This window comes from Bifidobacterium pongonis, assembly GCF_019331805.1.
Taxonomy (GTDB): Bacteria; Actinomycetota; Actinomycetes; order Actinomycetales; family Bifidobacteriaceae; genus Bifidobacterium; species Bifidobacterium pongonis.
The window spans coordinates 125,106-150,346 of sequence record NZ_JAHBBE010000001.1 but is presented as its reverse complement, the minus strand read 5'-3'; the positions used below and the strand labels follow the sequence as shown (position 1 = coordinate 150,346).

The 25,241-nt window shown below is 61.7% G+C and carries 34 protein-coding genes; 32 read left to right on the top strand and 2 right to left on the bottom strand.

Annotation, left to right across the window (positions count from 1 at the left end; all coding sequences use genetic code 11):
- Positions 1-66 precede the first annotated feature (66 nt).
- On the bottom strand, positions 67-2,751 hold the full coding sequence (gene glgX / locus KIH75_RS00725; RefSeq protein ID WP_219054951.1) for a glycogen debranching protein GlgX: 2,685 nt from the start codon (positions 2,749-2,751) through the stop codon (positions 67-69).
- Positions 2,752-2,974: 223 nt separating this feature from the next.
- On the opposite strand from glgX, the gene KIH75_RS00720 reads away from it, so the two are divergent.
- From KIH75_RS00720 to KIH75_RS00710, 3 genes are all read left to right on the top strand, one after another.
- Positions 2,975-3,979 carry a zinc-dependent alcohol dehydrogenase family protein gene (locus tag KIH75_RS00720; protein WP_219054952.1) on the top strand — a complete coding sequence of 335 codons (1,005 nt, stop codon included), beginning with the start codon at positions 2,975-2,977 and terminating at the stop codon, positions 3,977-3,979.
- A gap of 196 nt (positions 3,980-4,175) precedes the next feature.
- The gene (locus KIH75_RS00715; RefSeq protein ID WP_219054953.1) at positions 4,176-5,540 is read left to right on the top strand and encodes an MFS transporter; all 1,365 of its coding nucleotides are present in this window, start codon (positions 4,176-4,178) and stop codon (positions 5,538-5,540) included.
- A gap of 62 nt (positions 5,541-5,602) precedes the next feature.
- On the top strand, positions 5,603-6,001 hold the full coding sequence (locus KIH75_RS00710; RefSeq protein ID WP_219054954.1) for a VOC family protein: 399 nt from the start codon (positions 5,603-5,605) through the stop codon (positions 5,999-6,001).
- Between the two features lie 132 nt (positions 6,002-6,133).
- On the opposite strand, the gene KIH75_RS00705 is transcribed toward KIH75_RS00710, so the two are convergent.
- The gene (locus KIH75_RS00705) at positions 6,134-7,264 is read right to left on the bottom strand and encodes an ROK family transcriptional regulator (RefSeq protein ID WP_219054955.1); all 1,131 of its coding nucleotides are present in this window, start codon (positions 7,262-7,264) and stop codon (positions 6,134-6,136) included.
- A gap of 526 nt (positions 7,265-7,790) precedes the next feature.
- Here KIH75_RS00705 and adhE point away from each other — a divergent pair.
- The 29 genes from adhE (at position 7,791) to rpsK (ending at position 25,226) form a co-directional block, all read left to right on the top strand.
- Complete coding sequence (gene adhE / locus KIH75_RS00700) at positions 7,791-10,517, top strand: bifunctional acetaldehyde-CoA/alcohol dehydrogenase (protein WP_219054956.1); 2,727 nt, start codon at positions 7,791-7,793, stop codon at positions 10,515-10,517.
- Between the two features lie 216 nt (positions 10,518-10,733).
- Positions 10,734-11,603, top strand: coding sequence for a YwiC-like family protein (locus KIH75_RS00695; protein ID WP_219054957.1), 870 nt, complete (start codon positions 10,734-10,736; stop codon positions 11,601-11,603).
- A 293-nt stretch (positions 11,604-11,896) separates the two neighbouring features.
- Positions 11,897-12,205: a 30S ribosomal protein S10 gene (gene rpsJ, locus KIH75_RS00690; protein WP_003827292.1), complete on the top strand. Its 309-nt coding sequence runs from the start codon at positions 11,897-11,899 to the stop codon at positions 12,203-12,205.
- Between the two features lie 16 nt (positions 12,206-12,221).
- Positions 12,222-12,872 (top strand): 50S ribosomal protein L3, encoded by a 651-nt coding sequence (gene rplC / locus KIH75_RS00685; RefSeq protein WP_033522672.1) that lies wholly within the window; start codon positions 12,222-12,224, stop codon positions 12,870-12,872.
- 6 nt (positions 12,873-12,878) lie between these two features.
- Positions 12,879-13,538, top strand: coding sequence for a 50S ribosomal protein L4 (rplD, locus tag KIH75_RS00680; RefSeq protein ID WP_219054958.1), 660 nt, complete (start codon positions 12,879-12,881; stop codon positions 13,536-13,538).
- Between the two features lie 5 nt (positions 13,539-13,543).
- Positions 13,544-13,840, top strand: a complete 297-nt coding sequence (rplW, locus tag KIH75_RS00675; protein ID WP_219054959.1) for a 50S ribosomal protein L23 — start codon at positions 13,544-13,546, stop codon at positions 13,838-13,840.
- A 36-nt stretch (positions 13,841-13,876) separates the two neighbouring features.
- A complete protein-coding gene (rplB, locus tag KIH75_RS00670) occupies positions 13,877-14,707 on the top strand; it encodes a 50S ribosomal protein L2 (protein WP_003827286.1) in 831 nt (276 codons plus the stop codon).
- A 14-nt stretch (positions 14,708-14,721) separates the two neighbouring features.
- Entirely contained in the window at positions 14,722-15,000 is a 279-nt protein-coding gene (rpsS, locus tag KIH75_RS00665; RefSeq protein ID WP_003808025.1) for a 30S ribosomal protein S19, read from the top strand.
- Positions 15,001-15,015: 15 nt separating this feature from the next.
- Positions 15,016-15,375 (top strand): 50S ribosomal protein L22, encoded by a 360-nt coding sequence (gene rplV / locus KIH75_RS00660; protein ID WP_033522676.1) that lies wholly within the window; start codon positions 15,016-15,018, stop codon positions 15,373-15,375.
- A gap of 2 nt (positions 15,376-15,377) precedes the next feature.
- Positions 15,378-16,181: a 30S ribosomal protein S3 gene (gene rpsC / locus KIH75_RS00655; RefSeq protein ID WP_033522678.1), complete on the top strand. Its 804-nt coding sequence runs from the start codon at positions 15,378-15,380 to the stop codon at positions 16,179-16,181.
- Positions 16,182-16,187: 6 nt separating this feature from the next.
- Positions 16,188-16,607 (top strand): 50S ribosomal protein L16, encoded by a 420-nt coding sequence (gene rplP / locus KIH75_RS00650; RefSeq protein WP_003827283.1) that lies wholly within the window; start codon positions 16,188-16,190, stop codon positions 16,605-16,607.
- Between the two features lies 1 nt (position 16,608).
- Entirely contained in the window at positions 16,609-16,860 is a 252-nt protein-coding gene (gene rpmC / locus KIH75_RS00645) for a 50S ribosomal protein L29 (protein WP_033522679.1), read from the top strand.
- A 2-nt stretch (positions 16,861-16,862) separates the two neighbouring features.
- Entirely contained in the window at positions 16,863-17,123 is a 261-nt protein-coding gene (gene rpsQ / locus KIH75_RS00640) for a 30S ribosomal protein S17 (protein WP_219054960.1), read from the top strand.
- Between the two features lie 140 nt (positions 17,124-17,263).
- Positions 17,264-17,632 (top strand): 50S ribosomal protein L14, encoded by a 369-nt coding sequence (gene rplN / locus KIH75_RS00635; RefSeq protein ID WP_033522682.1) that lies wholly within the window; start codon positions 17,264-17,266, stop codon positions 17,630-17,632.
- 1 nt (position 17,633) lies between these two features.
- Positions 17,634-17,969, top strand: a complete 336-nt coding sequence (rplX, locus tag KIH75_RS00630; protein WP_033522684.1) for a 50S ribosomal protein L24 — start codon at positions 17,634-17,636, stop codon at positions 17,967-17,969.
- Complete coding sequence (rplE, locus tag KIH75_RS00625; protein ID WP_003827278.1) at positions 17,966-18,541, top strand: 50S ribosomal protein L5; 576 nt, start codon at positions 17,966-17,968, stop codon at positions 18,539-18,541. Before rplX ends, rplE begins: the two co-directional genes overlap by 4 nt.
- Before the next feature lies 1 nt (position 18,542).
- Positions 18,543-18,728 carry a type Z 30S ribosomal protein S14 gene (locus KIH75_RS00620; RefSeq protein WP_003808046.1) on the top strand — a complete coding sequence of 62 codons (186 nt, stop codon included), beginning with the start codon at positions 18,543-18,545 and terminating at the stop codon, positions 18,726-18,728.
- Between the two features lie 83 nt (positions 18,729-18,811).
- Positions 18,812-19,210, top strand: coding sequence for a 30S ribosomal protein S8 (gene rpsH, locus KIH75_RS00615; protein ID WP_169080628.1), 399 nt, complete (start codon positions 18,812-18,814; stop codon positions 19,208-19,210).
- A 17-nt stretch (positions 19,211-19,227) separates the two neighbouring features.
- Entirely contained in the window at positions 19,228-19,767 is a 540-nt protein-coding gene (rplF, locus tag KIH75_RS00610) for a 50S ribosomal protein L6 (protein WP_169080627.1), read from the top strand.
- Between the two features lies 1 nt (position 19,768).
- Complete coding sequence (gene rplR / locus KIH75_RS00605; RefSeq protein ID WP_219054961.1) at positions 19,769-20,140, top strand: 50S ribosomal protein L18; 372 nt, start codon at positions 19,769-19,771, stop codon at positions 20,138-20,140.
- Positions 20,137-20,862: a 30S ribosomal protein S5 gene (rpsE, locus tag KIH75_RS00600; RefSeq protein WP_033522690.1), complete on the top strand. Its 726-nt coding sequence runs from the start codon at positions 20,137-20,139 to the stop codon at positions 20,860-20,862. Before rplR ends, rpsE begins: the two co-directional genes overlap by 4 nt.
- Positions 20,863-20,867: 5 nt before the next feature.
- Entirely contained in the window at positions 20,868-21,053 is a 186-nt protein-coding gene (rpmD, locus tag KIH75_RS00595; protein WP_169080624.1) for a 50S ribosomal protein L30, read from the top strand.
- A 2-nt stretch (positions 21,054-21,055) separates the two neighbouring features.
- Positions 21,056-21,508, top strand: a complete 453-nt coding sequence (gene rplO, locus KIH75_RS00590; protein ID WP_219054962.1) for a 50S ribosomal protein L15 — start codon at positions 21,056-21,058, stop codon at positions 21,506-21,508.
- A gap of 171 nt (positions 21,509-21,679) precedes the next feature.
- Entirely contained in the window at positions 21,680-23,017 is a 1,338-nt protein-coding gene (secY, locus tag KIH75_RS00585; RefSeq protein ID WP_219054963.1) for a preprotein translocase subunit SecY, read from the top strand.
- Between the two features lie 108 nt (positions 23,018-23,125).
- The gene (locus tag KIH75_RS00580) at positions 23,126-23,692 is read left to right on the top strand and encodes an adenylate kinase (RefSeq protein WP_219054964.1); all 567 of its coding nucleotides are present in this window, start codon (positions 23,126-23,128) and stop codon (positions 23,690-23,692) included.
- A gap of 178 nt (positions 23,693-23,870) precedes the next feature.
- Entirely contained in the window at positions 23,871-24,089 is a 219-nt protein-coding gene (gene infA / locus KIH75_RS00575; protein WP_003827269.1) for a translation initiation factor IF-1, read from the top strand.
- 21 nt (positions 24,090-24,110) lie between these two features.
- On the top strand, positions 24,111-24,224 hold the full coding sequence (gene rpmJ, locus KIH75_RS00570) for a 50S ribosomal protein L36 (RefSeq protein WP_003808136.1): 114 nt from the start codon (positions 24,111-24,113) through the stop codon (positions 24,222-24,224).
- 143 nt (positions 24,225-24,367) lie between these two features.
- The gene (rpsM, locus tag KIH75_RS00565) at positions 24,368-24,745 is read left to right on the top strand and encodes a 30S ribosomal protein S13 (RefSeq protein WP_003827268.1); all 378 of its coding nucleotides are present in this window, start codon (positions 24,368-24,370) and stop codon (positions 24,743-24,745) included.
- Positions 24,746-24,827: 82 nt separating this feature from the next.
- A complete protein-coding gene (gene rpsK, locus KIH75_RS00560) occupies positions 24,828-25,226 on the top strand; it encodes a 30S ribosomal protein S11 (RefSeq protein ID WP_003827267.1) in 399 nt (132 codons plus the stop codon).
- Positions 25,227-25,241 lie beyond the last annotated feature (15 nt).

Sequence of the window (25,241 nt, the reverse complement as noted above, 5' to 3'; positions counted from 1 at the left end):
GCTGGAAACCCCTCGAAGGTTCGTCCTTCGAGGGGTTTCCTCGTTTTCGGCGGCTTTGTGTGTCGGTCAGCCGAGTGCGGTCTGGCGCATGATGGTGATGCTCATGGACGGCACCGTCCAGACGTTCGACTGCACGTTCGGCTGTGCATCGGGCTGCGTACCGGATTGCACGTTGGACTGTGCGTTCGGCTGTGAGCCGGGCTGCACGTTGTTGGCGCCTTGCGCGCGATGCTGATCGGGAGCGGGCTGCGTGCGAAGCCCACGCAATACGCGCTGACGGGCCTGTGCCACACGCTGCTGGGCCTCGCTGTGCGCCAGCACGCGGTAGATACGCGTTTTGGCCGTCAACCCCGGCAGGGTGACGGTTTCCGGCATCTCATCCTCCTGCGGCCACGGCTTGACCGCGGGGCGCCGCTCTGGGTCGTCCTGTTCCGCCTGCACTTCCTGGATGACTTTGCCGATGCGGGTGTCCTTCGGCACGAAATGGGTCCAAATGGAATCCTCATTGGTGAGATCCAGTTTCTCCACTTCGGTGCCGTGGCCGGGGTAGGCGCCCGTGGTTTCGGCGGAACACCAGAGCGGCTGCCATTCGGTGTCGGCGGGCAGATGGAATTCCTTGTCGCGGCATTCGCCGTTCACCAGCAGGATCACGTCGAGCTCGTTGAGCGAAAGCAGTCGCATGGCGAAGCTTCGGATGCTCTTGTCGAACCAGTCCTGCTCCATCGGCGTCGTGCCGTCCGGCAGGAACCACTGCACACGGCTCGACGGCTTCAATAGGCCGATCTGGCTGAGCCTGGTGAAGAAATCCTCATGATGGTAGAGGTCGAGCGACTTGCGGATGGAAATCAGGCGGGACACGGATTCCAAGCGGAGCATTTCCGGCGTTTTGGTGCTGTGGTACAGCCAATCCCATTTCAGCCAGGTGATGTCGTTGTCTTGGCAATAGGCGTTGTTGTTGCCGTTCTGGCTGTTGCCGAATTCGTCACCGGCGAGGATCATCGGTGTGCCCAGCGAAAGCAGCACCATGCCGAGCAGGTTCTGTGCGGCGCGTTCGCGCTTCGAGAGGATGACGGGGTCGTCGCTCGGCCCTTCGACGCCGAAGTTGTTCGACCGGTTCACGTTCGAACCGTCATGGTTGTTCTCGCCGTTGGCCTCGTTGTGCTTATGCGAGTACATGGTCAGATCGTTGAGGGTGAAGCCGTCATGGCATGCGACGAAGTTCACGGAGGCGGTGGCGCCGCGGCCGGGGTCGGTGGCGAACAGGTCGGCCGAACCGCACAGGCGCGTGGCCATCTCCTGCATACCGACGGTGTTGCCCTGCTGCTGGTCGGCTTCGGCGAGCCAGAACGTGCGCGAGGTGTCGCGGAAACGGTCGTTCCATTCCGCGAACGGGATGCCGAACTGGCCGGTGCGCCACCCTTGGTTGCCCAGATCCCACGGTTCCATGATGATCTTGAGGTTGCCGAGCAGCAGATCGGAGCGCAGGGCGTACAGGAACGGGTGGTAGCGCGTGAATTCGCCGTCCAGGCGGGCGATGCTGGGCGCGAGGTCGAAGCGGAATCCGTCGATGCCGATGCGCTTGGCCCAGTATCTGAGCGAGTCGACGGCGAAGGTCGTCACATGCGTGTTGGTGAAGTCGAGTGTGTTGCCGCAGCCGGTGGTGTCTTCCAGGTAGGCGATGTTGTTCTTCTGCCTGCGGTAGTAGGAGAGGTTGTCGAGGCCGCGCCAGCAGATGCTGGGGCCCGCCGAGCCGCCTTCGCAGGTGTGGTTGTATACCACGTCCATCAGCACTTCGAAGCCCGCGTCGTGCAGGGCCTGCACCATGTCGATGACTTCCTGGCGTACGGCGTTGGCGCCGGCCTCCTGGGCCGCCTTGGTGGCGTACGAGGCCTCGGGGGAGAAGTAGCTGAGTGTGGAATAGCCCCAATAGTTGCGCTTGCCGCGTTCCTGGAGGAAGACTTCGGGCTGGCTCGCCTGGATGGGCAGCAGCTCGATGGAGGTCACGCCGAGCCCTTGCAGGTACGCCAGTGTGGTGGGGTGCGCGAGGCCCGCGTAGGTGCCGCGTAGTTCCTCGGGAAGCCAGGGGGCGTTGGCGGTGAAGCCTTTGACGTGCAGTTCGTAGATGACGGTTTTGCTCCACGGGACGTGGGGATGCACGCTTTCGCTGTCGAGTTTGGTGGTGGCGCGGTCGTCGATGGCCACGGAGACGGGCATTCTGCCCAGCGAGTCGATGGTGCTCATCTTGCCGAACGGGTCGCCGACGATCTTGCCGTCCTCCAGCTTGCACTGGTAGGCGAAGGCGGCCGGGTCGAGCTGCATGGTGCCGTCGATGCCTTTTCCATACGGGTCCAGCAGCAGTTTGTAGGGGTTGAACCTCACGCCGCGTGAGGGGTCCCATGCGCCGTCCACGCGGTAGCCGTAGCGCATGCCGTCCCACGCTTTGGGGATGTGCACGGACCATAGGCCGTAATTCGGGCCTTCCATTTTGAACAGGGTCTCGCGCACGTAGGTCGATTCGATGATGCGGGTGCAGACCTTGAATTCGCTGATCTGTTTGATGAGGGGGATGGAGGTGTTGGGGAACAGTCTGATCGCCTCGCTGTAGAAGGCGCTGGGTTGATCGACCGGTTCCAGCACGCAGAACCATACCTGATCGGCGGTTTCGGAGCGGACGATGGCGTCGGCGCCGCCATCATCGGTGAAGTACAGGCCTGGTCTCGTGGCGTAACGGTGCAGCGGTGGATTTTGCATACCTCTCATTGTAGGTGGCGCAATCGTTCCTCGATGACCGTCGCGTCCGGCATGTTCCGCGCGACGCGCCGTGAAAACCTTTATAACAAACACTTTAAGAAAACAGATTTGCAAAACATAATGAAAGAATGTATGCTGTAGTCATCAAGCAGAACGAACTGCTGGACAACACAAACGTTTATCCGCAAGTCGCGGAACGCTTTCGCCGATGAAAGGAACGATCATGAAGGCTCTGGTGCTTACCGGTGTGAAGGAATTCGAAATCCAGGATCTGGCCACCCCCGAAATTCTGCCGAACGAGGTGCTGATCAACACCGCATACGCGGGCGTGTGCGGCACGGATCACGACCTGTACGCGGGTCGCCCCGGCTCCGCCGCCGCCGTTCCTCCGATCGTGCTCGGCCACGAGAACTCTGGCGTCGTCGCCGCCGTCGGTTCCGAAGTCACCAACGTCAAGGTCGGCGACCGCGTGGCCGTCGATCCGAATATCTACTGCGGCCAGTGCGAGTTCTGCCTGACCCAGCGTCCGGAACTGTGCGACCACCTGAGCGCGGTCGGCGTCACCCGCGACGGCGGCCTGGCCGAACAGTTCACCGCTCCCGCCACCGTGGTCTACAAGCTGCCCGATAACGTCTCCCTGCGCGACGCGGCCGCCATCGAACCGGTCTCCTGCGCGGTGCACGGCCTCGACCTGCTCAAGCTGCGCCCGTACCAGAAGGCGCTGGTCATCGGCGACGGCTTCATGGGGCAGATCTTCGCCCAGCTGCTGCAGGCCTACGGCGTGCATCAGGTCGACCTCGCCGGCATCTTCGACGAGAAGCTGCAGCGCAACAAGGAACTCTTCGGCGTCACCGAAACGTACAACACCACCCGCGAGCAGATTCCGGCGGACTCCTACGATGTCATCGTCGAGGCGGTCGGCCTGCCCACCACCCAGGCCCAGGCGGTCGCCGCGGCCAAGAAGGGCGCCCAGGTGCTGATGTTCGGCGTCGGCCCGCAGGAAGCCCACTTCGAGATGAACACCTACGACATCTACAAGAAGCAGCTCACCATCCAGGGCTCCTTCATCAACCCGCTGACCTTCCGCGACGCCATTTCGCTGGTCTCCGCCGGCAAGATGAACATCGGCGGCCTGATCAGCCACGAGCTGGAGCTCGAAGAGGTGCAGGACTTCCTCGACGGCAAGATCGAAGGGGTTTCCAAGGCCGTCGTCAAGATCGGCAAGTGACGCCGAGGGTAGTCGCAAGCTCCCAACCACCAAGGCCGCCGTGGCGTGCACCCGCGCGGCGGCCTGCCTCCCACCTCCTCAAAACGGCGTGAGGGCGCCACGGCAACGAAGACGGGCGCCCCGCACGCGAATACTTGTATGATTTTCTGCAAACGGCTTTCCCAACGTCGGCGAAGGCCGGGTAAGGGTTGTTGCAATGATTAGGCTGCTTGAGCGCCTCGGCGTTCCCCGAGTGCTGATGCTCGGCTTCCTGGCCGTCGCGATCTTCATGACCGGTGACGGCTTCGAACTCACCTTCCTGTCCAAATTCATGGTGGATCAGGGATTCACCTCATCCCAGGCCTCGCTGCTGGTCACCGTATACGGTCTGTTCGCGGCGCTTGGCGGATGGTCCGCCGGCGTGCTCGCCGAGATGTTCGGCGCCCGCCGCGTCATGATGTTCGGCGCATGCTGGTGGATCGGCATCCATCTGCTGTTCCTCGGCGTGGCCATCCCCAGCCACATCTACCCGTTGATCCTCGGCCTGTACGCCATGCGTGGCATCGGCTACCCGCTGTTCATCTACAGTTTCGTGGTGCTGATGGCGCAGTACATCTCCCCGTCCAGACTCGCCTCGGCCACCGGCTTCTTCTGGACCTGCTTCTCCCTGGGCATCGGCGTGTTCGGCGCCTACCTGCCGAGTTTCATCATGCCGGTGTTCGGCGAATACCGCACCTTCTGGTTCGCGCTGCCGTTCTCCATCGTCGGCACGATCATGTGCTTCCTGTTCGTGCCGAAGAACAAGATCGTCAAGGGCGAGGGGTTGAGCCGCAAGGAACAGCTGAAGGAACTGGCCGAAGGCGCCACCATCCTCGTCACCAACCGCAAGATCCTCATCTGCGCGATCATCCGCATCATCAACAACCTGCTGCTGTACGGCTTCCCGGTCATCATGCCCCTGTACCTGTGCACCACGCACAACGGCGGCATCAACATCTTCAAAACCGAGGAATGGATGCGCATCTGGGGCTTCGTGTTCGTGGTCACCCTGATCTTCAACACCTTCTGGGGCTGGTTCATGGACCGCTTCGGATGGGTGTGGCCGATGCGCTGGTTCGGCTGCGCGGTGCTCGCCGTCGGTTCCGTCGCCTTCTACTACATTCCGCAATGGTTCGGCGCGAACGCGCTGATGATGATCATCGCCTCGGTCATCGTGGGCATCGGCACTTGCGCCTTCTCGTCGCTGCCGACCATCATGACGCTGTATGCTGGCGAAGGCAAGCAGGGTGCGGCACTGTCCGCATACAACCTCGCGGCCGGCCTCACCACGTTCGCGGGCCCCGGCATCGCCACGATCCTTCTGCCGACCATCGGCTACGGCGGCGTGTGCTGGACGTACGCGGCGCTGTACGTGCTGGCGTTCGTGCTGACGCTGTTCATCCGTCCGCAGCAGCCCGGATTCGACGAGCACGGCCACCGGATCGCCAAGGCGAAGAACAAGGCTGCCGAAACCGTGGAGGCCGCCGCACCCGCCGCACCCGCCACCGTCGCCGCAGCAGCCGCGGTCGCCACCGGCGAATGAGCATCGCCGACCATCGATCATCAACCATCAACCACCAATCGATCACCGAAAAGGAGAACATCATGACCGAACCCATGTCCGCATTCACCACCGATCTGCAGCATTCCGGCATGATCGCCAGGGATCTGGACGAAACCATCGCCTTCTACACGGAGAAGCTCGGATTCGAGCTCGCCGGCCTGTTCCACAACGGGGACAACCGCTGCGCCTTCCTGCGCTACGGCCATCTGACCATCGAAACTTGGGAGGGCGAACCGGCCCCCGGTGTCACCGGCGCCATCAACCATTGGGCGTTCGACACCCCGGATATCGAAGCGGCGTTCGACAACGCCAAGAAGCTCGGCCTGGAGTTCAAGGACACCGAGATCCAGCACATCGACAGCTTCTGGGAACATGGAATCCGCTACTTCAACGTGTACGGTCCCAACGACGAGACCATCGAGTTCTGCCAGATCGTGTGACGGCGCAAAGAGCGCCACAGCGAAAAGAGCCGCAGCCCACCCGTGGAAACGGGTGGGCTGCGGCCCTTTTCGGCTTGTTGCACACCTGCCGTGGTATGCCGACAGGGCCCGGCGGAATGCGGGGGAGAGGCGCTATGCGCGCCCGCAGATCCCGTCCACGTAGTCGCGCACGAAGCGCAGGGCCGCGCCGATGATGTTCTGATCCTCGACGCAGATGCTCTTCTTCAGCGTGAAATCGGTGCTGAACGGGCTGAGCGCCTCCGTGCGGCGCTTGAGCTCGGCCAGCATGTCATCGTCCAGGTATTGCGCGGCCTCGCCGCCGATGATCACATCGCCTGCGATCACCGAACGGATGTTGACGATCGCCTGCGCCACGTACCCCATCCATTCGTCGAAACGCTGGCGATGCCCGCGTTCGCCCTGGCTCAGCACCGAGAAGAAGCCGGGCATTCCCTCGCCGTCCTCCAGCAGCGCCTCCGGCGAGCAATACGGGTCCATGCAGCCGTGCTGCCCGCAGTAGCAGGCGCGTCCGCCCGGCACTAGACACATATGCTCCACGGTGCCGTTGGACAGGCTCGGGCCTTGGTACAGCGCCCCGTGCGCAATCACCGCGCCGCCGGGGCGACGCTCCAAGTAGATGCAGACCGCGTCGCGGATGCTGGGATCGAACCAGAGCTCGGCCATGGCCGAGGCGTCCGAGTCGTGGATCATAAGCGCGGGGAATTCGATATGCCGGGTGAGTTTCTCCAGTGTCAGCCCGGTGTTGCCGACGATCCGCCCGAAGGTGATCGCGCTGCCGTCGGGGGAGACGATGCCTTGGATGGAGAAGGCGACACCGAGCACCTGGCTGCCCGAGCGCACCACGCGCCCCGCGAATTCGGTGACGAGATCGCCGACCATGTCGTAGTAGTCGCCGGTGTCGCGGTAGGAGACGCGCTTGCGTTTGCGGGCGATCACCTCGCCGTAGAGGTCCACCGCCACCAGCGTGACGCCGTCCGCGCGCATACGAACGCCGATCGCCGCATGTGATTTCGGGGCGAACTTGTAGGTCTGCGCCTTGCGCCCGCCGGTCGATTCCGTCGGCTCGCCGCGCTCGACCAGTCCTTCGTCTTCAAGGTCGCGCAGATTGGCGGTGATGGTGGGCAGACTCAGGCCGAGGGTCATCTGCAGATGCTGCTTGGTGGACGGGCCATGCCGGTACAGGTAGTCGATCATCGCCTGACGGTTGGCCTGTTTGACCGCTGTTGATGGCATGGGCTTCATGACGTTCCTTTCGTGTTCCACATCGACGCGCTTATCCTGCCACTTTATCAAAAGTCTTTTCAAAATGTCGTGTCGCTGCGCATGGCGGACGATGCCGTCAAGACTTGATTTCCCGCTGTAAGGGGCGTTGACGGGGCGGGTATGGGGTGATTAATGCAAAGCGGGTTTACAGAAGTTGGGCCTAGATTCGCATTGATGTGCAACAGTTTTGTAAAACTATTTTTAGGAATACTGATTTGGCGATGTTCGTTCGATAGGTAAAGTAAACAAAAACTCACATTTTATGAAGAATGAACAGAGATTCGTGCAAAAATAGCGCTTGTTTACACATTAAGGAAACGAAATATAACATGAAACGCACAACCCGCTTAAAGGATGAAAAGATGCGGAGGGTCATGTATATTGTGATGCAGGTCACAGGCGATTCGCAGTTATGAAAAGCCGTGACATGACTGCTGTACAACGGCAATCAACAAGAAGGAATAACGCACCACGTTCCAGATCTCTATTAGAGGAGGATCCTACAGTGGCAGAAACTAAGAACAGCGCAACGAAGCCGACTCCGGAAGAAAAGCTCGCCGCAGCCGAAGCTGAAGTGGACGCACTCGTAGCCAAGGGCCAGCAGGCTCTCGTCGAATTCGAAAAGCTCGACCAGAAGCAGGTCGACCACATCGTCGCCAAGGCCTCCGTGGCGGCACTGAACAAGCACCTCGTGCTCGCCAAGATGGCCGTCGACGAAACGCACCGCGGTCTGGTCGAAGACAAGGCGACCAAGAACATCTTCGCCTGCGAGCACATCACCAACTACCTGGCTGGTCAGAAGACCGTCGGCATCATCCGCGAAGACGACGTGCTCGGCATCGACGAAGTCGCCGAACCGGTCGGCGTGGTCGCCGGTGTCACCCCGGTCACCAACCCGACCTCCACCGCCATCTTCAAGTCCCTGATCGCCCTGAAGACCCGTTGCCCGATCATCTTCGGCTTCCACCCCGGCGCCCAGAACTGTTCCGTCGCCGCCGCCAAGATCGTGCGCGACGCCGCCATCGAGGCGGGCGCCCCCGAAAACTGCATCCAGTGGATCGAGCACCCCTCCATCGAGGCGACCGGCGCCCTGATGAAGCATGACGGCATCGCCACCATCCTCGCCACCGGTGGCCCCGGCATGGTGAAGGCCGCCTACTCCTCCGGCAAGCCCGCCCTCGGCGTGGGCGCCGGCAACGCACCGGCCTACGTCGACAAGGACGTGGACATCGTGCGCGCGGCCAACGATCTGGTCCTCTCCAAGCACTTCGATTACGGCATGATCTGCGCCACCGAACAGGCCATCATCGCCCACAAGGACGTCTACAAGGACCTCATCCGCGAGCTCAAGCTCCGCAAGGCCTACTTCGTCAACAAGGAAGAGAAGGCCAAGCTCGAACAGTACATGTTCGGCTGTGTGGCGGGCAGCGGCGAAACCCCGAAGCTGAACTCCGTGGTGCCGGGCAAGTCCCCGCAGTTCATCGCCAAGGCCGCCGGTTTCGAAATCCCGGCCGACGCCACCATCCTCGCCGCGGAATGCAAGGAAGTCTCCGACGACGAACCGCTGACCCACGAGAAGCTCGCTCCGGTGCAGGCCGTGCTCAAGGCCGACAACAAGGAGCAGGCCTTCGAAATGTGCGAGGCCATGCTGAAGCTCGGCGCCGGCCACACCGCCGCCATCCACACCAACAACGAGGACCTGGTCCGCGAATACGGCCTGCGCATGCACGCCTGCCGTATCATCTGGAACCAGCCGAGCTCCCTCGGCGGCATCGGCGATATCTACAACGCCATCGCCCCGTCGCTCACCCTGGGCTGCGGCTCCTACGGCGGCAACTCGGTTTCCGGCAACGTCCAGGCCGTCAACCTCATCAACATCAAGCGCATCGCTCGGAGGAACAACAACATGCAGTGGTTCAAGATTCCGGCCAAGACCTACTTCGAGCCGAACGCCATCAAGTACCTGCGCGACATGTACGGCATCGAAAAGGCCGTCATCGTCTGCGACAAGGTGATGGAACAGCTCGGCATCGTCGACAAGATCATCGACCAGCTGCGCGCACGCTCCAACCGCGTCACCTTCCGCATCATCGACTACGTCGAGCCGGAGCCCTCCGTCGACACCGTCGAAAAGGGTGCGGCCATGATGCGCGAGGAGTTCGAGCCCGACACGATCATCGCGGTCGGCGGCGGCTCCCCGATGGACGCGGCGAAGATCATGTGGTTGCTGTACGAGCACCCGGAAATCGCCTTCTCCGACGTGCGTGAGAAGTTCTTCGATATCCGTAAGCGCGCCTTCAAGATCCCGCCGCTGGGCAAGAAGGCCAAGCTCGTGTGCATCCCGACCTCCTCCGGCACCGGCTCCGAGGTCACCCCGTTCGCCGTGATCACCGACCACAAGACCGGCTACAAGTACCCGATCACCGATTACGCGCTGACCCCGTCCGTCGCCATCGTCGACCCGGTGCTGGCACGCACCCAGCCGCGCAAGCTGGCCTCCGACGCCGGCTTCGACGCCCTGACCCACTCCTTCGAGGCCTACGTCTCCGTGTACGCCAACGACTTCACCGACGCCATGGCCCTGCACGCGGCCAAGCTCGTGTGGGACAACCTGGCCGAATCGGTCAACGGCGAGCCCGGACTGGCCAAGACCAACGCCCAGGAGAAGATGCACAACGCCGCCACCATGGCCGGCATGGCATTCGGCTCCGCGTTCCTCGGCATGTGCCACGGCATGGCCCACACCTTGGGCGCCCTGCTGCACATCGCCCACGGCCGCACCAACTCCATCCTGCTGCCGTACGTGATCCGCTACAACGGCCAGATCCCGGAGGAGCCCACCTCCTGGCCGAAGTACAACAAGTACATCGCGCCGGAACGCTACCAGGAGCTCGCCAAGAACCTCGGCATCGACCCGGGCAAGACCCCGGCCGAAGGCGTGGAGAACCTGGCGAAGGCCGTCGAGGATTACCGCGACAACAAGCTCGGCATGAACAAGAGCTTCCAGGATTGCGGTGTGGACGAGGACTTCTTCTGGTCCATCCTCGATCAGGCCGGCATGCGCGCCTACGAGGACCAGTGCACCCCGGCGAACCCGCGCATCCCGCTGATCAACGACATGAAGGACATCGCCGTGGCCGCGTACTACGGTGTCTCCCAGGCCGAAGGCCACAAGATCCGCGTGGAGCGCGAAGGCGAGGCCGCCACTGAGGAAGCCTCCGAGCGCGTCTGATTCCGCCGCGCCGAACCGCACCTTTATATAAGGTGCCGCACGGTACCTTATATATAGGTATGTGATGGCAAGGCGCATAGCGGTATGATCCGCGACGCGGTAACGCGATAGCAGGCAAGGAGCCCGACGGGATAACCCGCCGGGCTCCTTGCCGTTTACTAGGCTTTTTGCCTGCCGGTGTTGGATTTCGTCCATGCCTCACGTAGCGTAGGTGGCATGACAGCATCCTCGAAACGACGTACCAGTAAGAAGAGCAGCATACGGAGGCGATTGCGCGCCTGGCTCCCCGGGCAGCCCGGCGCGGTGATGATGGCGATGACGCCCGCGTTGGGCGGCGACATCGCATCCGTCGCCTATGACGGGTTCTCCGCAGCCCCTTGGTGGCTGACCGCGTGCTGGATGTTGTGCTACTGCGTGCAGTTCTCCGCCGCGCGATGGTTCAAGTCGCGCGGTTCGCGGCGCTGGTTGCGCCAGCCGCTCGTCTATTGCGCGATCCTGTGTGCGGTGGGCATCCCCTTCATCGCCGTGCATCCCGACATCCTCGCCTGGGCGCCGACCATGGTGATACTCGCCGTGGCGTCGTTCGCCGCCTCATGGCTGCGCAAGGAGCGGTCGCTGTGGTCGAACGCGGTGGCGGTGGCGGCCGCCTGCCTGATGGCCTTGCTCACCTTCCGGTACGGATGCGATCTGGATATCGTCCGCAAGCTCGGTAACACCGGCATCGTCATCCCCGATCTGGGCATCCGTGATCTGACCGTACCGGGCGTTGACGGATCGGGCAGCCTGCTGGCGTGCGCGTTCGCCATCGCGCAGTTCGGATCCGTGCTTTTCGTCAAAACCATGATCCGCGAGCGTGGGAACACAAAATATCTTGCGGCCTCATGGGCATGGCATGCCGTGGCGGTGGCCATCGCATCCGCCGTGCATATGCCGATGCTCACCGTTCTCAGCGCGCTGCTGCTCATCCGCGCGGTGGTCATGCCGCTTCTCGCCAAACATAGAACGGTCCGCCCGCTGCACACGGGGCTCGTCGAATTCGCGTCCAGCATCGCCTCCTGCGCACTTATCGTGGGTACCGCGGTCTGAATCTCAACGGATCTCAACGGATCTCAACGAACGGCGACACGCCGAACACCATCGAGCCCTGCTTAGTCAGGGCTCGGTGCTTTAATGAACAAGTTGCCTGTTTTGGGCTCGCAAATTGGAATCAAAAAAGCGAGCGCGGGATCGGACCCACAACCGTGGATTCGATGGGCCGCGCACTGATGACGGATGACCGCCTGGAGGACGTATGTCCAATGGAGGCCATGCGCGCCGGTGCCCTCAACACGAAACAGGCTGGTAAACAGTACACGAATCGCTAGAAAGGGCGGACGGCAATGGCGGGACAGAAAATCCGCATCAGGCTTAAGTCCTATGACCACGAGGTCATCGACCAATCGGCGAAGAAGATCGTCGAAACGGTGACGAACGCGGGCGCAACTGTTGTTGGCCCCGTTCCGCTGCCGACCGAGAAGAACGTTTTCTGTGTTATTCGTTCTCCTCACAAGTATAAGGATTCTCGCGAGCACTTCGAGATGCGCACGCACAAGCGTCTTATCGACATCGTGGACCCGACCCCCAAGGCCGTGGATTCCCTGATGCACATCGACCTGCCCGCAGATGTCAACATCGAGATCAAGCTGTAAGGGAGGAGGAACCGATATGTCGCAAAGAGCAGATCGCAAGGCCCTGCTGGGCAAGAAGCTCGGCATGACCCAGGTGTGGGATGAGAACGGTCTCTTCGTTCCCGTCACGCTGGTCGACGTCTCCACCAACGTGGTGACCGCCATCAAGACCGAGGAAACCGACGGCTACACCGCGGTTCAGATCGGTTACGGCCAGATCGACCCGACCAAGGTGACCAAGCCGCTGGCTGGCCACTTCGCCAAGGCCGGCGTCACCCCGCGTCGTCACCTCGTTGAGGTGCGCGAGGACAACGCCACCGAGTATGAGCTGGGCCAGGAACTCACCGCCGAAGTGTTCGAAGAGGGCGCTGAGGTCGACGTGACCGGCACCACCAAGGGCAAGGGCTTCGCCGGCACCATCAAGCGCTGGGGCTTCAAGTCCTACCGTCGTACCCACGGCTCCCACAAGAACGAACGTCGTCCGGGTTCGGTCGGCGCTTGCGCAACCCCGAGCCGTATCCTCAAGGGCAAGCGCATGGCTGGCCGCATGGGTCATGTGACCTCCACCGTGCAGAACCTCACCATCGTCTCCGCGGATGTTGAGAACGGCATCCTCGCCATCAAGGGCGCCATCCCCGGCCCCAAGGGCGGCATCGTTCTCGTCCGTTCGGCAGTGAAGGGAGCCTGATAAATCATGGCAAACGTTACTCTGAACGTCACCGACGCCAAGGGCGCCAAGACCGGCACCGTTGAGGCTCCTGCCGAGCTGTTCGGCTTCTCCGCCGAAGAAGTGCAGGCCCACGTGCCGCTGATCCACCAGGTCGTCGTGGCCCAGCTTGCCGCTGCTCGCCAGGGCACCCACGCCACCAAGACCCGCGCCAACGTTTCCGGCGGCGGCAAGAAGCCGTGGAAGCAGAAGGGCACCGGCCGCGCTCGTCAGGGCTCGACCCGCGCTCCGCAGTGGTACCACGGTGGTGTCGTGTTCGGCCCGCAGCCGCGCAAGTACGACCAGCGCACCCCGAAGAAGATGAAGGCCGCAGCTCTGAAGTACGTGCTGTCCGATCGCGCTAACGCCGGTCGCATCGCAGTCGTCGACTTCGCTGTCGCCGATGCTCCTTCCACCAAGGCCGCCGTTGCTGCACTGACCCCGATCACCGAGAACCGTTTCACCACCGTCGTGCTCACCCGCGACAACGTGAACGAGTGGCTCTCCGTGCGCAACATCCCGACCGTTCACCCGATTTTCGTCGATCAGCTCAACACGTACGATGTGGTTACCGCGCAGTACGTCGTCTTCTCCAAGGAAGCCTTCGAGGCTTTCGTGGCCGCGAAGACCGAGCCGAAGGAGGCCTGATTTAGATGGTCGCTATTCACAAGCCGGCACACGACGTGATTATCAAGCCCGTCGTTTCCGAGAAGAGCTACGCCGCTTCCGACCGTGGCCAGTACACCTTCGTGGTGGCCCCGAACGCGAACAAGGTGCAGATCAAGCAGGCTATTGAAGAGATCTTCAACGTCAAGGTGACGAACGTCAACACCCTCAACCGCGCCGGCAAGCGTCAGCGCACCCGCAACGGTTTCGGCCAGCGCGCTTCCCAGAAGCGTGCGATCGTGACCGTCGCCGAGGGCCAGACGATCGACATCTTCGGTAACTGAAGGCTAGCCGAGAAAAGTTAAAGGAAGAACTACATTATGGCTATCCGCGTATATAAGCCGACGACTGCAGGCCGCCGCAACGCGTCCGTCTCGGACTTCTCCGAGATTACGCGCTCCACGCCTGAGAAGTCGCTGGTTCGCAAACTGTCCAAGACCGGTGGTCGCAACTCCTACGGCCGCATGACCTCCCGCCATCGCGGCGGCGGCCACAAGCGTCAGTACCGTCTCATCGACTTCCGTCGTTGGGACAAGGATGGCGTGCCCGCAAAGGTTGCGCACATCGAATACGATCCGAACCGTACCGCCAACATCGCCCTGCTGCACTACGCAGACGGCGAGAAGCGCTACATCATCGCGCCGAAGGGCATCAAGCAGGGCGACGTCATCGAGACCGGTGCCCAGGCTGATATCAAGCCGGGCAACAACCTGCCGCTGAAGAACATCCCGACCGGTACGATCGTGCACGCCATCGAGCTCCGCCCGCTGGGCGGCGCGAAGATCGCCCGCTCCGCCGGCACTTCCGTCCAGCTCGTGGCCAAGGACGGTGCCTACGCCCAGCTGCGTATGCCGTCCGGCGAAATCCGTAACGTCGACGCGCGCTGCCGCGCCACCGTCGGCGAGGTCGGCAACGAAGAGCACGCCAACGTGCAGCTCGGCAAGGCCGGTCGCGCTCGTTGGATGGGCAAGCGCCCGATCACCCGTGGTGAATCCATGAACCCGGTCGACCACCCGCACGGCGGTCGTACCCGTGGTGGCAAGCCGCCGGTTTCCCCGTGGGGCAAGGGTGAAGTTCGTACTCGCCGTCCGAAGAAGGCTTCGAACAAGATGATTGTTCGTCGTCGTCCGAACGGTAAGAACCGCAAGTAAGGAAGGTCGAGAAGATGACTCGTAGCATCAAGAAGGGCCCCTTCGTCGACGCCCACTTGCAGAAGAAGGTCGACGAGCAGAACGAGAAGGGCACCCACAACGTCATCAAGACGTGGTCCCGTCGTTCTATGATCACCCCTGACTTCATCGGTCACACCTTCGCCGTCCACGACGGTCGCAAGCACGTGCCGGTGTTCGTCACCGAATCCATGGTTGGCCACAAGCTCGGTGAGTTCGCCCCCACGAAGACCTTCAAGGGTCACGTGAAGGACGACAAGAAGGCCCGCCGCTAAAGGAGAGAATGACTTATGGAAGCTAAAGCAATCGCTCGTCACGTCCGCGTGACGCCGCGCAAGGCTCGCCGCATGGTCGACCTCATCCGAGGCAAGCAGGCGACTGAAGCCGTTACCATTCTGAAGTTTGCTCCGCAGGCCGCGTCCCTTCCGGTTCGCAAGGTCCTGGAGAGCGCCATCGCCAACGCTCGCGTCAAGGCCGAGAGGGCTGGCGAGCCGTTCCGCGAGAACGATCTGGTCGTGAAGGAGACCTACGTGGACGAAGGCGTGACGCTGAAGCGTTTCCGCGCCCGTGCCCAGGGTCGTGCCGCTCGTATCAACAAGCGCACCAGCCACATCACGGTCGTCGTTGCCAACAAGGAAGGAGACCGCTAAAGATGGGTCAGAAGATCAATCCCTTTGGCTATCGCCTGGGTATTACTGAGAACCATCGTTCCAAGTGGTTCTCCGATTCCAACAAGGTCGGCGAACGTTACCGCGACTTCGTGCTTGAGGACGACAAGATCCGCAAGGAGATGAGCAAGGACCTCGAGCGTGCCGGCGTGAGCAAGATCGTGATCGAGCGCACCCGTGACCGCGTCCGCGTGGACATCCACACCGCCCGTCCGGGCATCGTGATCGGCCGTCGTGGCGCCGAAGCTGAGCGCGTTCGCGCCAAGCTGGAGAAGATCACCGGCAAGCAGGTCCAGCTCAACATCTTCGAAGTCAAGAACGCCGCGCTGGACGCCCAGCTCGTCGCCCAGGGCATCGCTGAGCAGCTGACCAACCGCGTGACCTTCCGTCGCGCGATGCGCAAGGCTCAGCAGGACGCCATGCGCGCCGGTGCCAAGGGTATCCGCATCAAGCTCTCCGGCCGCCTCGGCGGTGCGGAAATGAGCCGTTCCGAGTTCTACCGCGAGGGTCGCGTTCCGCTGCAGACCCTGCGCGCCCTGATCGATTACGGCTTCTTCGAGGCCAAGACCACCTACGGCCGTATCGGCGTCAAGGTGTGGATCTACAAGGGCGACATGACCGAACGTGAGTTCGAAGAGCAGCAGGCACAGCAGAACAACCGCTCCGGCCGTCGTGGCGATCGCCGCCCGCGTCGTGGCAACCGTTCCGCAGCCAAGCCGCAGACCGCCGAGGCTCCCAAGGCCGAAGCCGCTGCCGAGGCTCCCGCTGCCACGGAAACGAAGGAGTGAGCAAGAATGCTTATCCCAAAGAGGACTAAGTACCGCAAGCAGCACCGCCCGGTTCGTACTGGCATGTCCAAGGGCGGCAACGAGATCAACTTCGGTGATTTCGGCATCCAGGCTCTGGCACCGGCCTACGTGACCAACCGCCAGATCGAAGCCGCTCGTATCGCCATGACTCGTTACATCAAGCGTGGCGGCCGCGTGTGGATCACCATCTTCCCGGATCGTCCGCTCACCAAGCACGCGCTCGGTGCTCGAATGGGTTCCGGTAAGGGCGCCCCGGAGTTCTGGGTTGCCAACATCCACCCTGGTCGCGTGATGTTCGAGATCGGTGGCGTGTCCGAAGACGTCGCTCGCGAGGCTCTGCGCCGCGCAATCGACAAGCTCCCCATGAAGTGCCGTGTGATTGCACGTGAAGGCGGTGACATCTGATATGGCAGTCGGAACCGAAGAGTACTCCATCAAGAATCTCAACGAGAAGACCAACGAGGAGATCGAGGGCTTCCTGAAGAAGTCCAAGGAAGAGCTGTTCAACCTGCGCTTCCAGTCCGCAACCGGTCAGCTCGACAACACGGCTCGTCTCAAGGCCGTCAAGCATGACATCGCCCGCATGTACACTGTGCTGCGTGAGCGTGAGCTTGGCATCACCGCTGAGCCGGCCGCTGAAACCGTTAAGGAGAAGTGAACATGGCTGAAGAGCGCAACTTCCGCAAGGTTCGCCGCGGTTACGTCGTGTCCGACGCTATGGACAAGACCATTTCCGTGGAGCTTGAGAAGCGTTCGACCCACCCGCTGTACGGCAAGGTCGTTCGTTCCACCAAGACGGTCAAGGCCCATGATGAACACAACGAAGCCCATGTTGGCGACCTCGTGAGTATTATGGAGACTCGGCCTCTGAGCAAGACCAAGCGTTGGCGTCTCGATACCATTATCGAACGCGCCAAGTAAACAAAAGTTCGGCAAGGCTCGCCGTACACTGGGCGCAGCAGGAAACACCTCTAGGGGTGTTGCTATTGTGGCCATCTGGAAAGATGGTCACTTTGCTGCGCCCAGTGTGCGGGGAGAACCAGCTCGGCTAAGGAGAATCAATGATTCAGCAGGAAACGCGGCTTCATGTCGCCGACAACACGGGTGCTAAGGAAATCCTTGCCATCCGCGTGCTCGGTGGATCGAAGCGACGCTATGCCGGCCTGGGCGACGTCATCGTCGCCTCGGTCAAGGACGCGATCCCTGGCGGATCGGTCAAGAAGGGCGACGTTGTCAAGGCAGTCGTCGTTCGTACCGTCAAGGAGCACCGTCGTGCGGACGGCTCCTACATCAAGTTCGACGAGAACGCAGCGGTTATTCTCGGCTCCGGCCGTGAACCGAAGGGCACTCGTATCTTCGGACCGATTGCTCGTGAGCTGCGCGACAAGCGCTTCATGCGCATCGTGTCCCTCGCCCCGGAGGTGATCTGACATGGTAGCCAAGATCAAGAGCGGCGACCTGGTCAAGGTCATCCGCGGCAAGGACCGTGGTAAGGAAGGCACCGTTACCCGCGTGCTCTCCAACGATCGTCTGATCGTCGAAGGTGTCCAGATCGTCAAGAAGCACGTGCGCGCCACCCAGCAGGGTCAGCAGTCGGGCATCGTCTCCGTTGAGGCTCCGATCCATCGCTCCAACGTGATGCTGATCGACCCGGAGACCAAGAAGCCCACTCGCGTTGGCGTGAACGTCAAGGAAGAGGCTCGCGACGGCAAGGTCAAGACCGTGCGCGTGCGCGTTGCCAAGAAGTCCGGAAAGGAGCTGGCATGACCGACACCACTACCGTCGAAGCGCCGGCAACTCCGCGCTTGAAGGTGCAGTACAACGAGCAGATCGTGCCTGAGCTGGAGAAGGAGTTCAAGTACTCCAACCCCATGCAGGTTGCGCGTGTGCAGAAGGTCGTCGTCTCCATGGGTGTCGGCGCCGCCGCTCGCGACTCCAAGCTCATCGAAGGCGCCGTCAAGGACCTCACCGCCATCACCGGCCAGAAGCCGAAGATCACCAAGGCCAAGAAGTCCGTCGCGCAGTTCCACCTGCGTGAAGGCCAGGCCATCGGTGCGTACGTGACCCTCCGTGGCGATCGTATGTGGGAGTTCCTGGACCGTCTCCTGACGCTGGCTCTGCCGCGTATCCGCGATTTCCGCGGCATCAACGGCCACCAGTTCGATGGACAGGGCAACTACAACTTCGGTCTCACCGAACAGTCCATGTTCCACGAGATCATCCCGGACGAGATCGATCACCAGCGCGGTATGGACATCACCGTGGTGACCAGCACCAAGGACGACAAGGAAGCTTACGCTCTGCTTAAGCACCTTGGCTTCCCTTTCAAGGAGAACTGATATGGCAAAAACCGCTCTGAAGAACAAGGCGGCCGCTAAGCCGAAGTTCAAGGTGCGCGCTTACACGCGCTGCCAGGTCTGCGGTCGTCCTCATTCCGTGTATCGTAAGTTCGGCCTGTGCCGCATCTGCCTTCGCGAGAAGGCCCACCGCGGCGAGCTGCCCGGCGTTACGAAGTCCAGTTGGTAAACATCGACGCTGAAGGTCCGCGGCTGATTCCCCGATAGGGGATAGGCGGCGGAAACCACGGCGAGAAAGGGCACTAGCCCACAATGACAATGACAGATCCGATCGCAGACATGCTTACGCGTCTGCGTAATGCGAGCGCGGCAAAGCACGAGACCGTGGATATGCCGTACTCCAAGTTCAAGGCGAACATTGCCGAGATTCTGAAGCGCGAAGGCTTTATCAAGGACTTCACCGCCAAGGAAGCCAAGGTCGGCCAGACTCTTGAGGTCACCCTCAAGTACGGCCCCAACGGCGAGCGTTCCATCCAGGGCATCAAGCGCATCTCCAAGCCGGGCCTGCGTCGCTACGCGAAGTCCGACTCCCTGCCGATGCCGCTCGGTGGCCTTGGTATCGCAATCATCTCGACCTCGTCGGGACTGCTGACCCAGAAGGAATGCCTCGATCGAGGCATCGGCGGCGAAATCGTCGCTTACGTTTGGTGAGAAAGGAGAGCTGAAACATGGCATCGCATATTGGTAAGCTCCCCGTCACCATTCCGGCTGGCGTGGAAGTCAAGATTGACGGTCAGAACTTCTCGGTCAAGGGCGCCAAGGGCTCCGATTCCTACGTGATCCCCGAGGGCATCACCGCTGCCGTCGAAGGCAACGAGATCGTCCTGACCCCGGCTGATGATCAGCGCACCACCCGTGCAATGCACGGCCTGAGCCGCTCCATCATCGCCGGCATGGTGAAGGGTGTGCACGAAGGCTACACCAAGACCCTGGATATCGTCGGCACCGGTTACCGCGCCGTCGCCAAGGGCAAGGGCATCGAGTTCTTCCTCGGCTACTCCCACACCATTACCGTGAACCCGCCGGAAGGCATCGAGTTCGAACTGCCGAACCCCAACCAGGTGATCGTCAAGGGCACCGACAAGCAGGTTGTGGGCCAGGTTGCTGCGAATATCCGCAAGCTGCGCGCTCCGGAACCCTACAAGGGCAAGGGTGTCAAGTACACCGACGAGCGTATTCTGCGCAAGGCTGGAAAGGCTGGTAAGTGATATGAGCGTAGCTATTCTCGGAAAAGGCAAGAAGGTTGCTCTCAAGCGCCGTCACGCACGCATCCGCAAGCACATTGCCGGTACCGCCGAGCGTCCGCGCCTGGTGGTCACCCGCTCCAACCGTCACATGGTCGCTCAGATCGTGGACGACACCAAGGGCGTTACCCTGGTGTCCGCTTCCACTCTGACCGCTGATTTCGCCGGTTTCGAAGGCACCAAGGTCGAGGCCGCCAAGAAGGTCGGCCAGCTGGTTGCTGAGAAGGCCAAGGCCGCTGGCATCGACACCGTCGTGTTCGACCGTGGTGGCAACAAGTACACCGGTCGTGTCGCAGCTGTCGCTGAGGGCGCCCGTGAGGGAGGTCTGGCACTGTGAGCGAAGAAGTGAAGGAAACTCAAGTGGCTGAAGATCAGAACACTCAGGCCGCTCCGGCTGAAGAGAAGTCCAACGACGATCGTCGTGGTGGCCGTCGTGGCCAGCGTGGCGAAGGCCGTCGCGGTGAGCGTCGCAACCGTCGCGAAGAGAACAAGGGCGATGAGCTCCTCGATCGCGTCGTGACCATCAACCGCGTGTCCAAGACCCACAAGGGTGGTCGTACGTTCAGCTTCGCCGCCCTCGTGGTGGTCGGCGACGGCAACGGCACCGTGGGTGTCGGCTACGGCAAGTCCCGTGAGGTCCCGGCCGCTATCGCCAAGGGCCAGCTGGATGCTAAGAAGCACATGTTCAACGTGCCGCGCGTGCGTGGCACCATCACCCACCCGGTGATCGGCCACGACGCCGCTGGCACCGTCCTGCTGCGTCCGGCCGCTCCCGGTACCGGTGTTATCGCCGGTGGTCCGGTGCGTGCCGTCATGGAGTGCGCCGGTATCTCCGATGTTTTGACCAAGTCCATGGGTTCGCCCACCGCGATCAACATGGTGCGTGCGGTCGTCGACGCCCTCAAGCAGCTTGAGGAGCCGGAGGAGATCGCTGCCCGCCGTGGCCTTTCCCTCGAGGAAGTCGCTCCGGATGCCCTGCTGCGCGCCCGCGCCGCCGGCATTGCCGAAGCCCGCAAGGCTCGCGAAGAGGCTGCCGCTGAAGCGAAGGATGGTGAGTGATTCACATGGCTAAGAACCTGAAGATTACGCTGCACCACGGTCTCGTGAACCGTAAGCCGAACCAGCGCGCGACTGCGCAGACCCTGGGTCTGCGCAAGATCGGCCAGACCGTTGTCCGCGAGGACACCCCGGCCGTGCGCGGTATGGTCAACGTGCTGCGTCACCTGGTCACCGTTGAGGAGGCTGACTGATTATGGCAGATAACGAAATTCTGCAGATGCACGATCTGAAGCCCGCCCCGGGCGCCAAGAAGGACCGCACCCGCGTGGGTCGTGGTGAAGGCTCCAAGGGTAAGACCTCCGGTCGTGGCGCCAAGGGCCAGACCAAGCGTACGCACGTGCGCGCAGGCTTCGAAGGTGGCCAGCTGCCGCTGTACATGCGCCTGCCGAAGCTGCGTGGCTTCAAGAGCCCGTTCAAGACGGAGTTCCAGGTCATCAACATCACCAAGCTCACCGAGTTCTTCCCGGAGGGTGGCGAACTGACCGTGGCCGACCTGGTCGCCAAGGGCGCCGTCCGCAACGGTTACCCGGTGAAGGTCCTGGGCGATGGCGAGACCACCGTCAAGTACACGCTGAAGGGCGTGAAGGCTTCCGCCTCCGCCAAGGCCAAGATCGAGGCCGCCGGCGGTTCCATCTCCGAAGACTGATTCGTTTTCGGTAAGGTGATTTGAAATGGCCCCCTTGCCTGCAAGGGGGCCATTTTTTGTGAGATGTGTGCGCACGAAGTAGACACTGTCGACTATGCTCGTGCGTTAGTGAATTGTTTTGTATCTGTGGTGTGTCAATTGTGCGCCTAACACCATAAGGGAGGAATCTAGGTGAGGACGTTAATCCAGGCCTTGAAGACGAAGGAACTGAGGAAGAAGATCCTCTTCGTTCTTTTCATCATCATTATCTATCGCATTGGCTCGTTCATTCCTACCCCGGGTGTGGACTACAAGGTCGTGCAGAAGTGCGTCACCACTCTGTCCGGCAATCAGGAGAACTTCATCGGGCTTGTCAACCTGTTCTCCGGCGGCGCCATGCTGCAGCTGTCGATCTTCGCGCTGGGCGTCATGCCGTACATCACCGCGTCCATCGTCATCCAGCTGCTGCGCGTCGTGATCCCGCGCTTCGAGGCGCTGCATAAGGAAGGCCAGTCCGGCGAGACCAAGCTGACCCAGTACACGCGTTATCTGACCATCGGCCTCGCAGTGCTGCAGTCCACCACCATTCTGGTCACCGCGCGTTCCGGCGCCCTGTTCAACTACCAGTGCTCCCAGGTCATCCCCGACGGTTCCGTGTGGAACCTCGTGGTCATGGTCCTCATCATGACCGGCGGTACCGGCCTGATTATGTGGATGGCCGAACTCATCACCGATAAGGGCATCGGTCAGGGTATGTCCGTCCTTATCTTCATGTCCATCTGCTCCGGCTTCCTGCCGCAGCTGTGGGAGATCGGGTACGGCACCAACGGCACGGACGGCGACTGGGGTAAGTTCGCCATCGTGGTTTCCGTGCTGGTCGTCATCCTCATCTTCGTCGACTTCGTCGAGCTCTGCCAGCGCCGTATCCCGGTGCAGTACACCCGCCGCATGATCGGCCGCAAGATGTACGGCGGCTCCTCCACCTACCTGCCGCTGAAGATCAACATGTCCGGCGTCATCCCGCCGATCTTCGCATCCTCCATCCTGGCCATCCCGACCCTGGTCGCCCAGTTCGGCAGCTCCGATCAGTCCTGGGTCAAGTGGATCAACGCCAACCTGGGCAACACCACCTCCGTGTGGTACATCGCCCTGTACGCGCTGATGATCGTCTTCTTCTGCTTCTTCTACACGTCGATCACGTTCAACCCGGACGAGACCGCCGACAACATGAAGCAGTACGGCGGCTTCATCCCTGGCATCCGCGCGGGCAGCGCCACCAGCCGCTACCTGACCTACGTGATGAACCGTCTGAACACGGTCGGCGCGGTCTACCTGCTGTTCGTGGCCCTGATCCCGACCGTGCTGATCATGGCCCTGAACCTCAACACCAAGCTGCCGTTCGGTGGCACCACCATCCTGATCATCGCGGGCGTCGGCCTCGACACCCTGCGTCAGGCGAAGGCGCAGACCGAACAGTTCCAGTACGCTGGCTTCCTGTTCGAGAACACCGATCACCAGGAAGGCAAGTGACGGGTCGCTGACCCGGCCATACTTACGGAGCGCTACGGAGCTGGACTTCGATAGCGCTCCGTTACGTATAACCCACACAACAGAATCCAACATAGAAAGAGAACCCTCATGCGTCTGCTGATCATGGGCCCCCAGGGCGTCGGCAAGGGCACCCAGGCCGCACTGCTCGCCGAGCATTACGGCATCCCCGCCATCTCCACTGGTGACATCTTCCGTGCCAACATCAAGGGCAAGACCGAGCTCGGCCTCAAGGTCATCGAATACACCGACAAGGGCGAGCTGGTCCCCGACGAGCTCACCAACTCCATCGTCAAGGACCGTCTGGCCCAGGACGACACCGCCAACGGCTGGATCCTCGACGGCTACCCGCGTAACGCCGCCCAGGTCGAAGCCCTCGACGCCATGCTCGAAGAGCTCGGCACCCCGCTCGACGCCGTGGTCGCCCTCGACGCCGATCATGACGTGCTGATGGCCCGCATCGCCAAGCGCGCCGAGGAACAGGGCCGCACCGACGACACGCCGGAAGCCATCGCCAAGCGCCTCGCCACCTACGCCAAGGAGACCGCGCCGCTGCTGGACACCTACAAGAGCCGTGGCCAGCTGGTCGCCATCGACGGTGTTGGCGAGATCGACGCCATCCAGAAGAACATTGTCGACGCGCTCGACGCCCGCTGAACGGACGTCTGATCGCCGTAGCGAACTCATGACGGCGGGGTAGACCCGCCGGCCTATAGGGCCCCCAATATCGCGTGACACGCCGTCCGCGATCTTGGGGGCCCTACTGTGTATTCTTGCAAGTTGGTGTTTCTTCGGAAGCGCCGTGTAATGCACCCACAAGGATGGACTGGAGCTAATGGCTAAAGACGGTGTGATTGAAGTCGAAGGTCAGGTAGTCGAAGCACTGCCGAACGCGATGTTTCGTGTTGAACTTGAGAACAAGCACATCGTGCTGGCCACCATCTCCGGAAAGATGCGGAAGAACTACATTCGCATCCTCCCGCAGGATCGCGTGGTGCTCGAGATGAGCCCGTACGATCTGACTCGCGGACGCATTACGTACCGTTATAAGTAAAGGTACAAGTAAAGGAAAACCATGAAGGTCAGCCCTAGTGTGAAGAGGATCTGCGAAAACTGCCGCGTGATCCGTCGTCACGGCCGCGTCATGGTGATCTGTGTCAACCCGCGCCACAAGCAGCGCCAGGGCTGAGCAGATTTCCCTGCGGCACAAGTAATAAGGCACTTTCTCACAACGCCTTCTCTTGGAAGCGACGTTGAACCACGGGTACGTAGGCCCGTGCCGGATAACCGGGCGAGAGGGTGCAAGACCTACGGAGCATAGAAGGAATCGCAATGGCACGTCTTGCCGGAGTCGACATCCCTAACGAGAAGCGCATCGAGATCGCCCTCACCTACATTTTCGGTGTGGGTCGCACTCGTGCGAAGCAAACGCTTGCTGCGACCGGTATCAACCCGGATATTCGCGTCAAGGATCTTACCGACGAGCAGCTGATCACGCTGCGTGACTACCTCGAAGCCAACTTCAAGATCGAGGGCGATCTGCGTCGTGAGATCGACGCCGATATCCGTCGTAAGATTCAGATCAACTGCTATCAAGGCCAGCGTCACCGTAAGGGTCTTCCCGTGCGTGGTCAGCGCACCAAGACCAATGCTCGTACCCGCAAGGGCCCGAAGCGCACGGTCGCCGGAAAGAAGAAGGCCACCAAGTAATAGGTGGCGAGGCATACGCCACGAGGTGTGCATCCTCATCGCGTAGGCCAGCAAGACATTCGTTATTAGGAAACGAGGATCAATGGCAGCTCAGAAGCAAGCCGCGCGCAAGCCTCGTCGCCGCGACCGCAAGTCGGTCCCGGTCGGGCAGGCGCACATCAAGTCCACTTTTAACAACACGATCATCTCGATCACCGATCCGTCCGGCGCTGTGGTGTCCTGGGCCTCCGGTGGCGACGTCGGCTTCAAGGGCTCCCGTAAGTCCACGCCGTACGCTGCCGGCATGGCTGCCGAGTCCGCCGCCCGCAAGGCGATGGAACACGGCGTCAAGAAGGTCGACGTATTCGTGAAGGGCCCGGGTTCCGGTCGTGAAACCGCTATCCGCTCCCTGCAGTCTGCAGGTCTTGAAGTCGGCTCCATCACCGACGTCACCCCGCAAGCACACAACGGCGTTCGTCCCCCGAAGCGCCGTCGCGTCTGAGCACTACTAGACAAT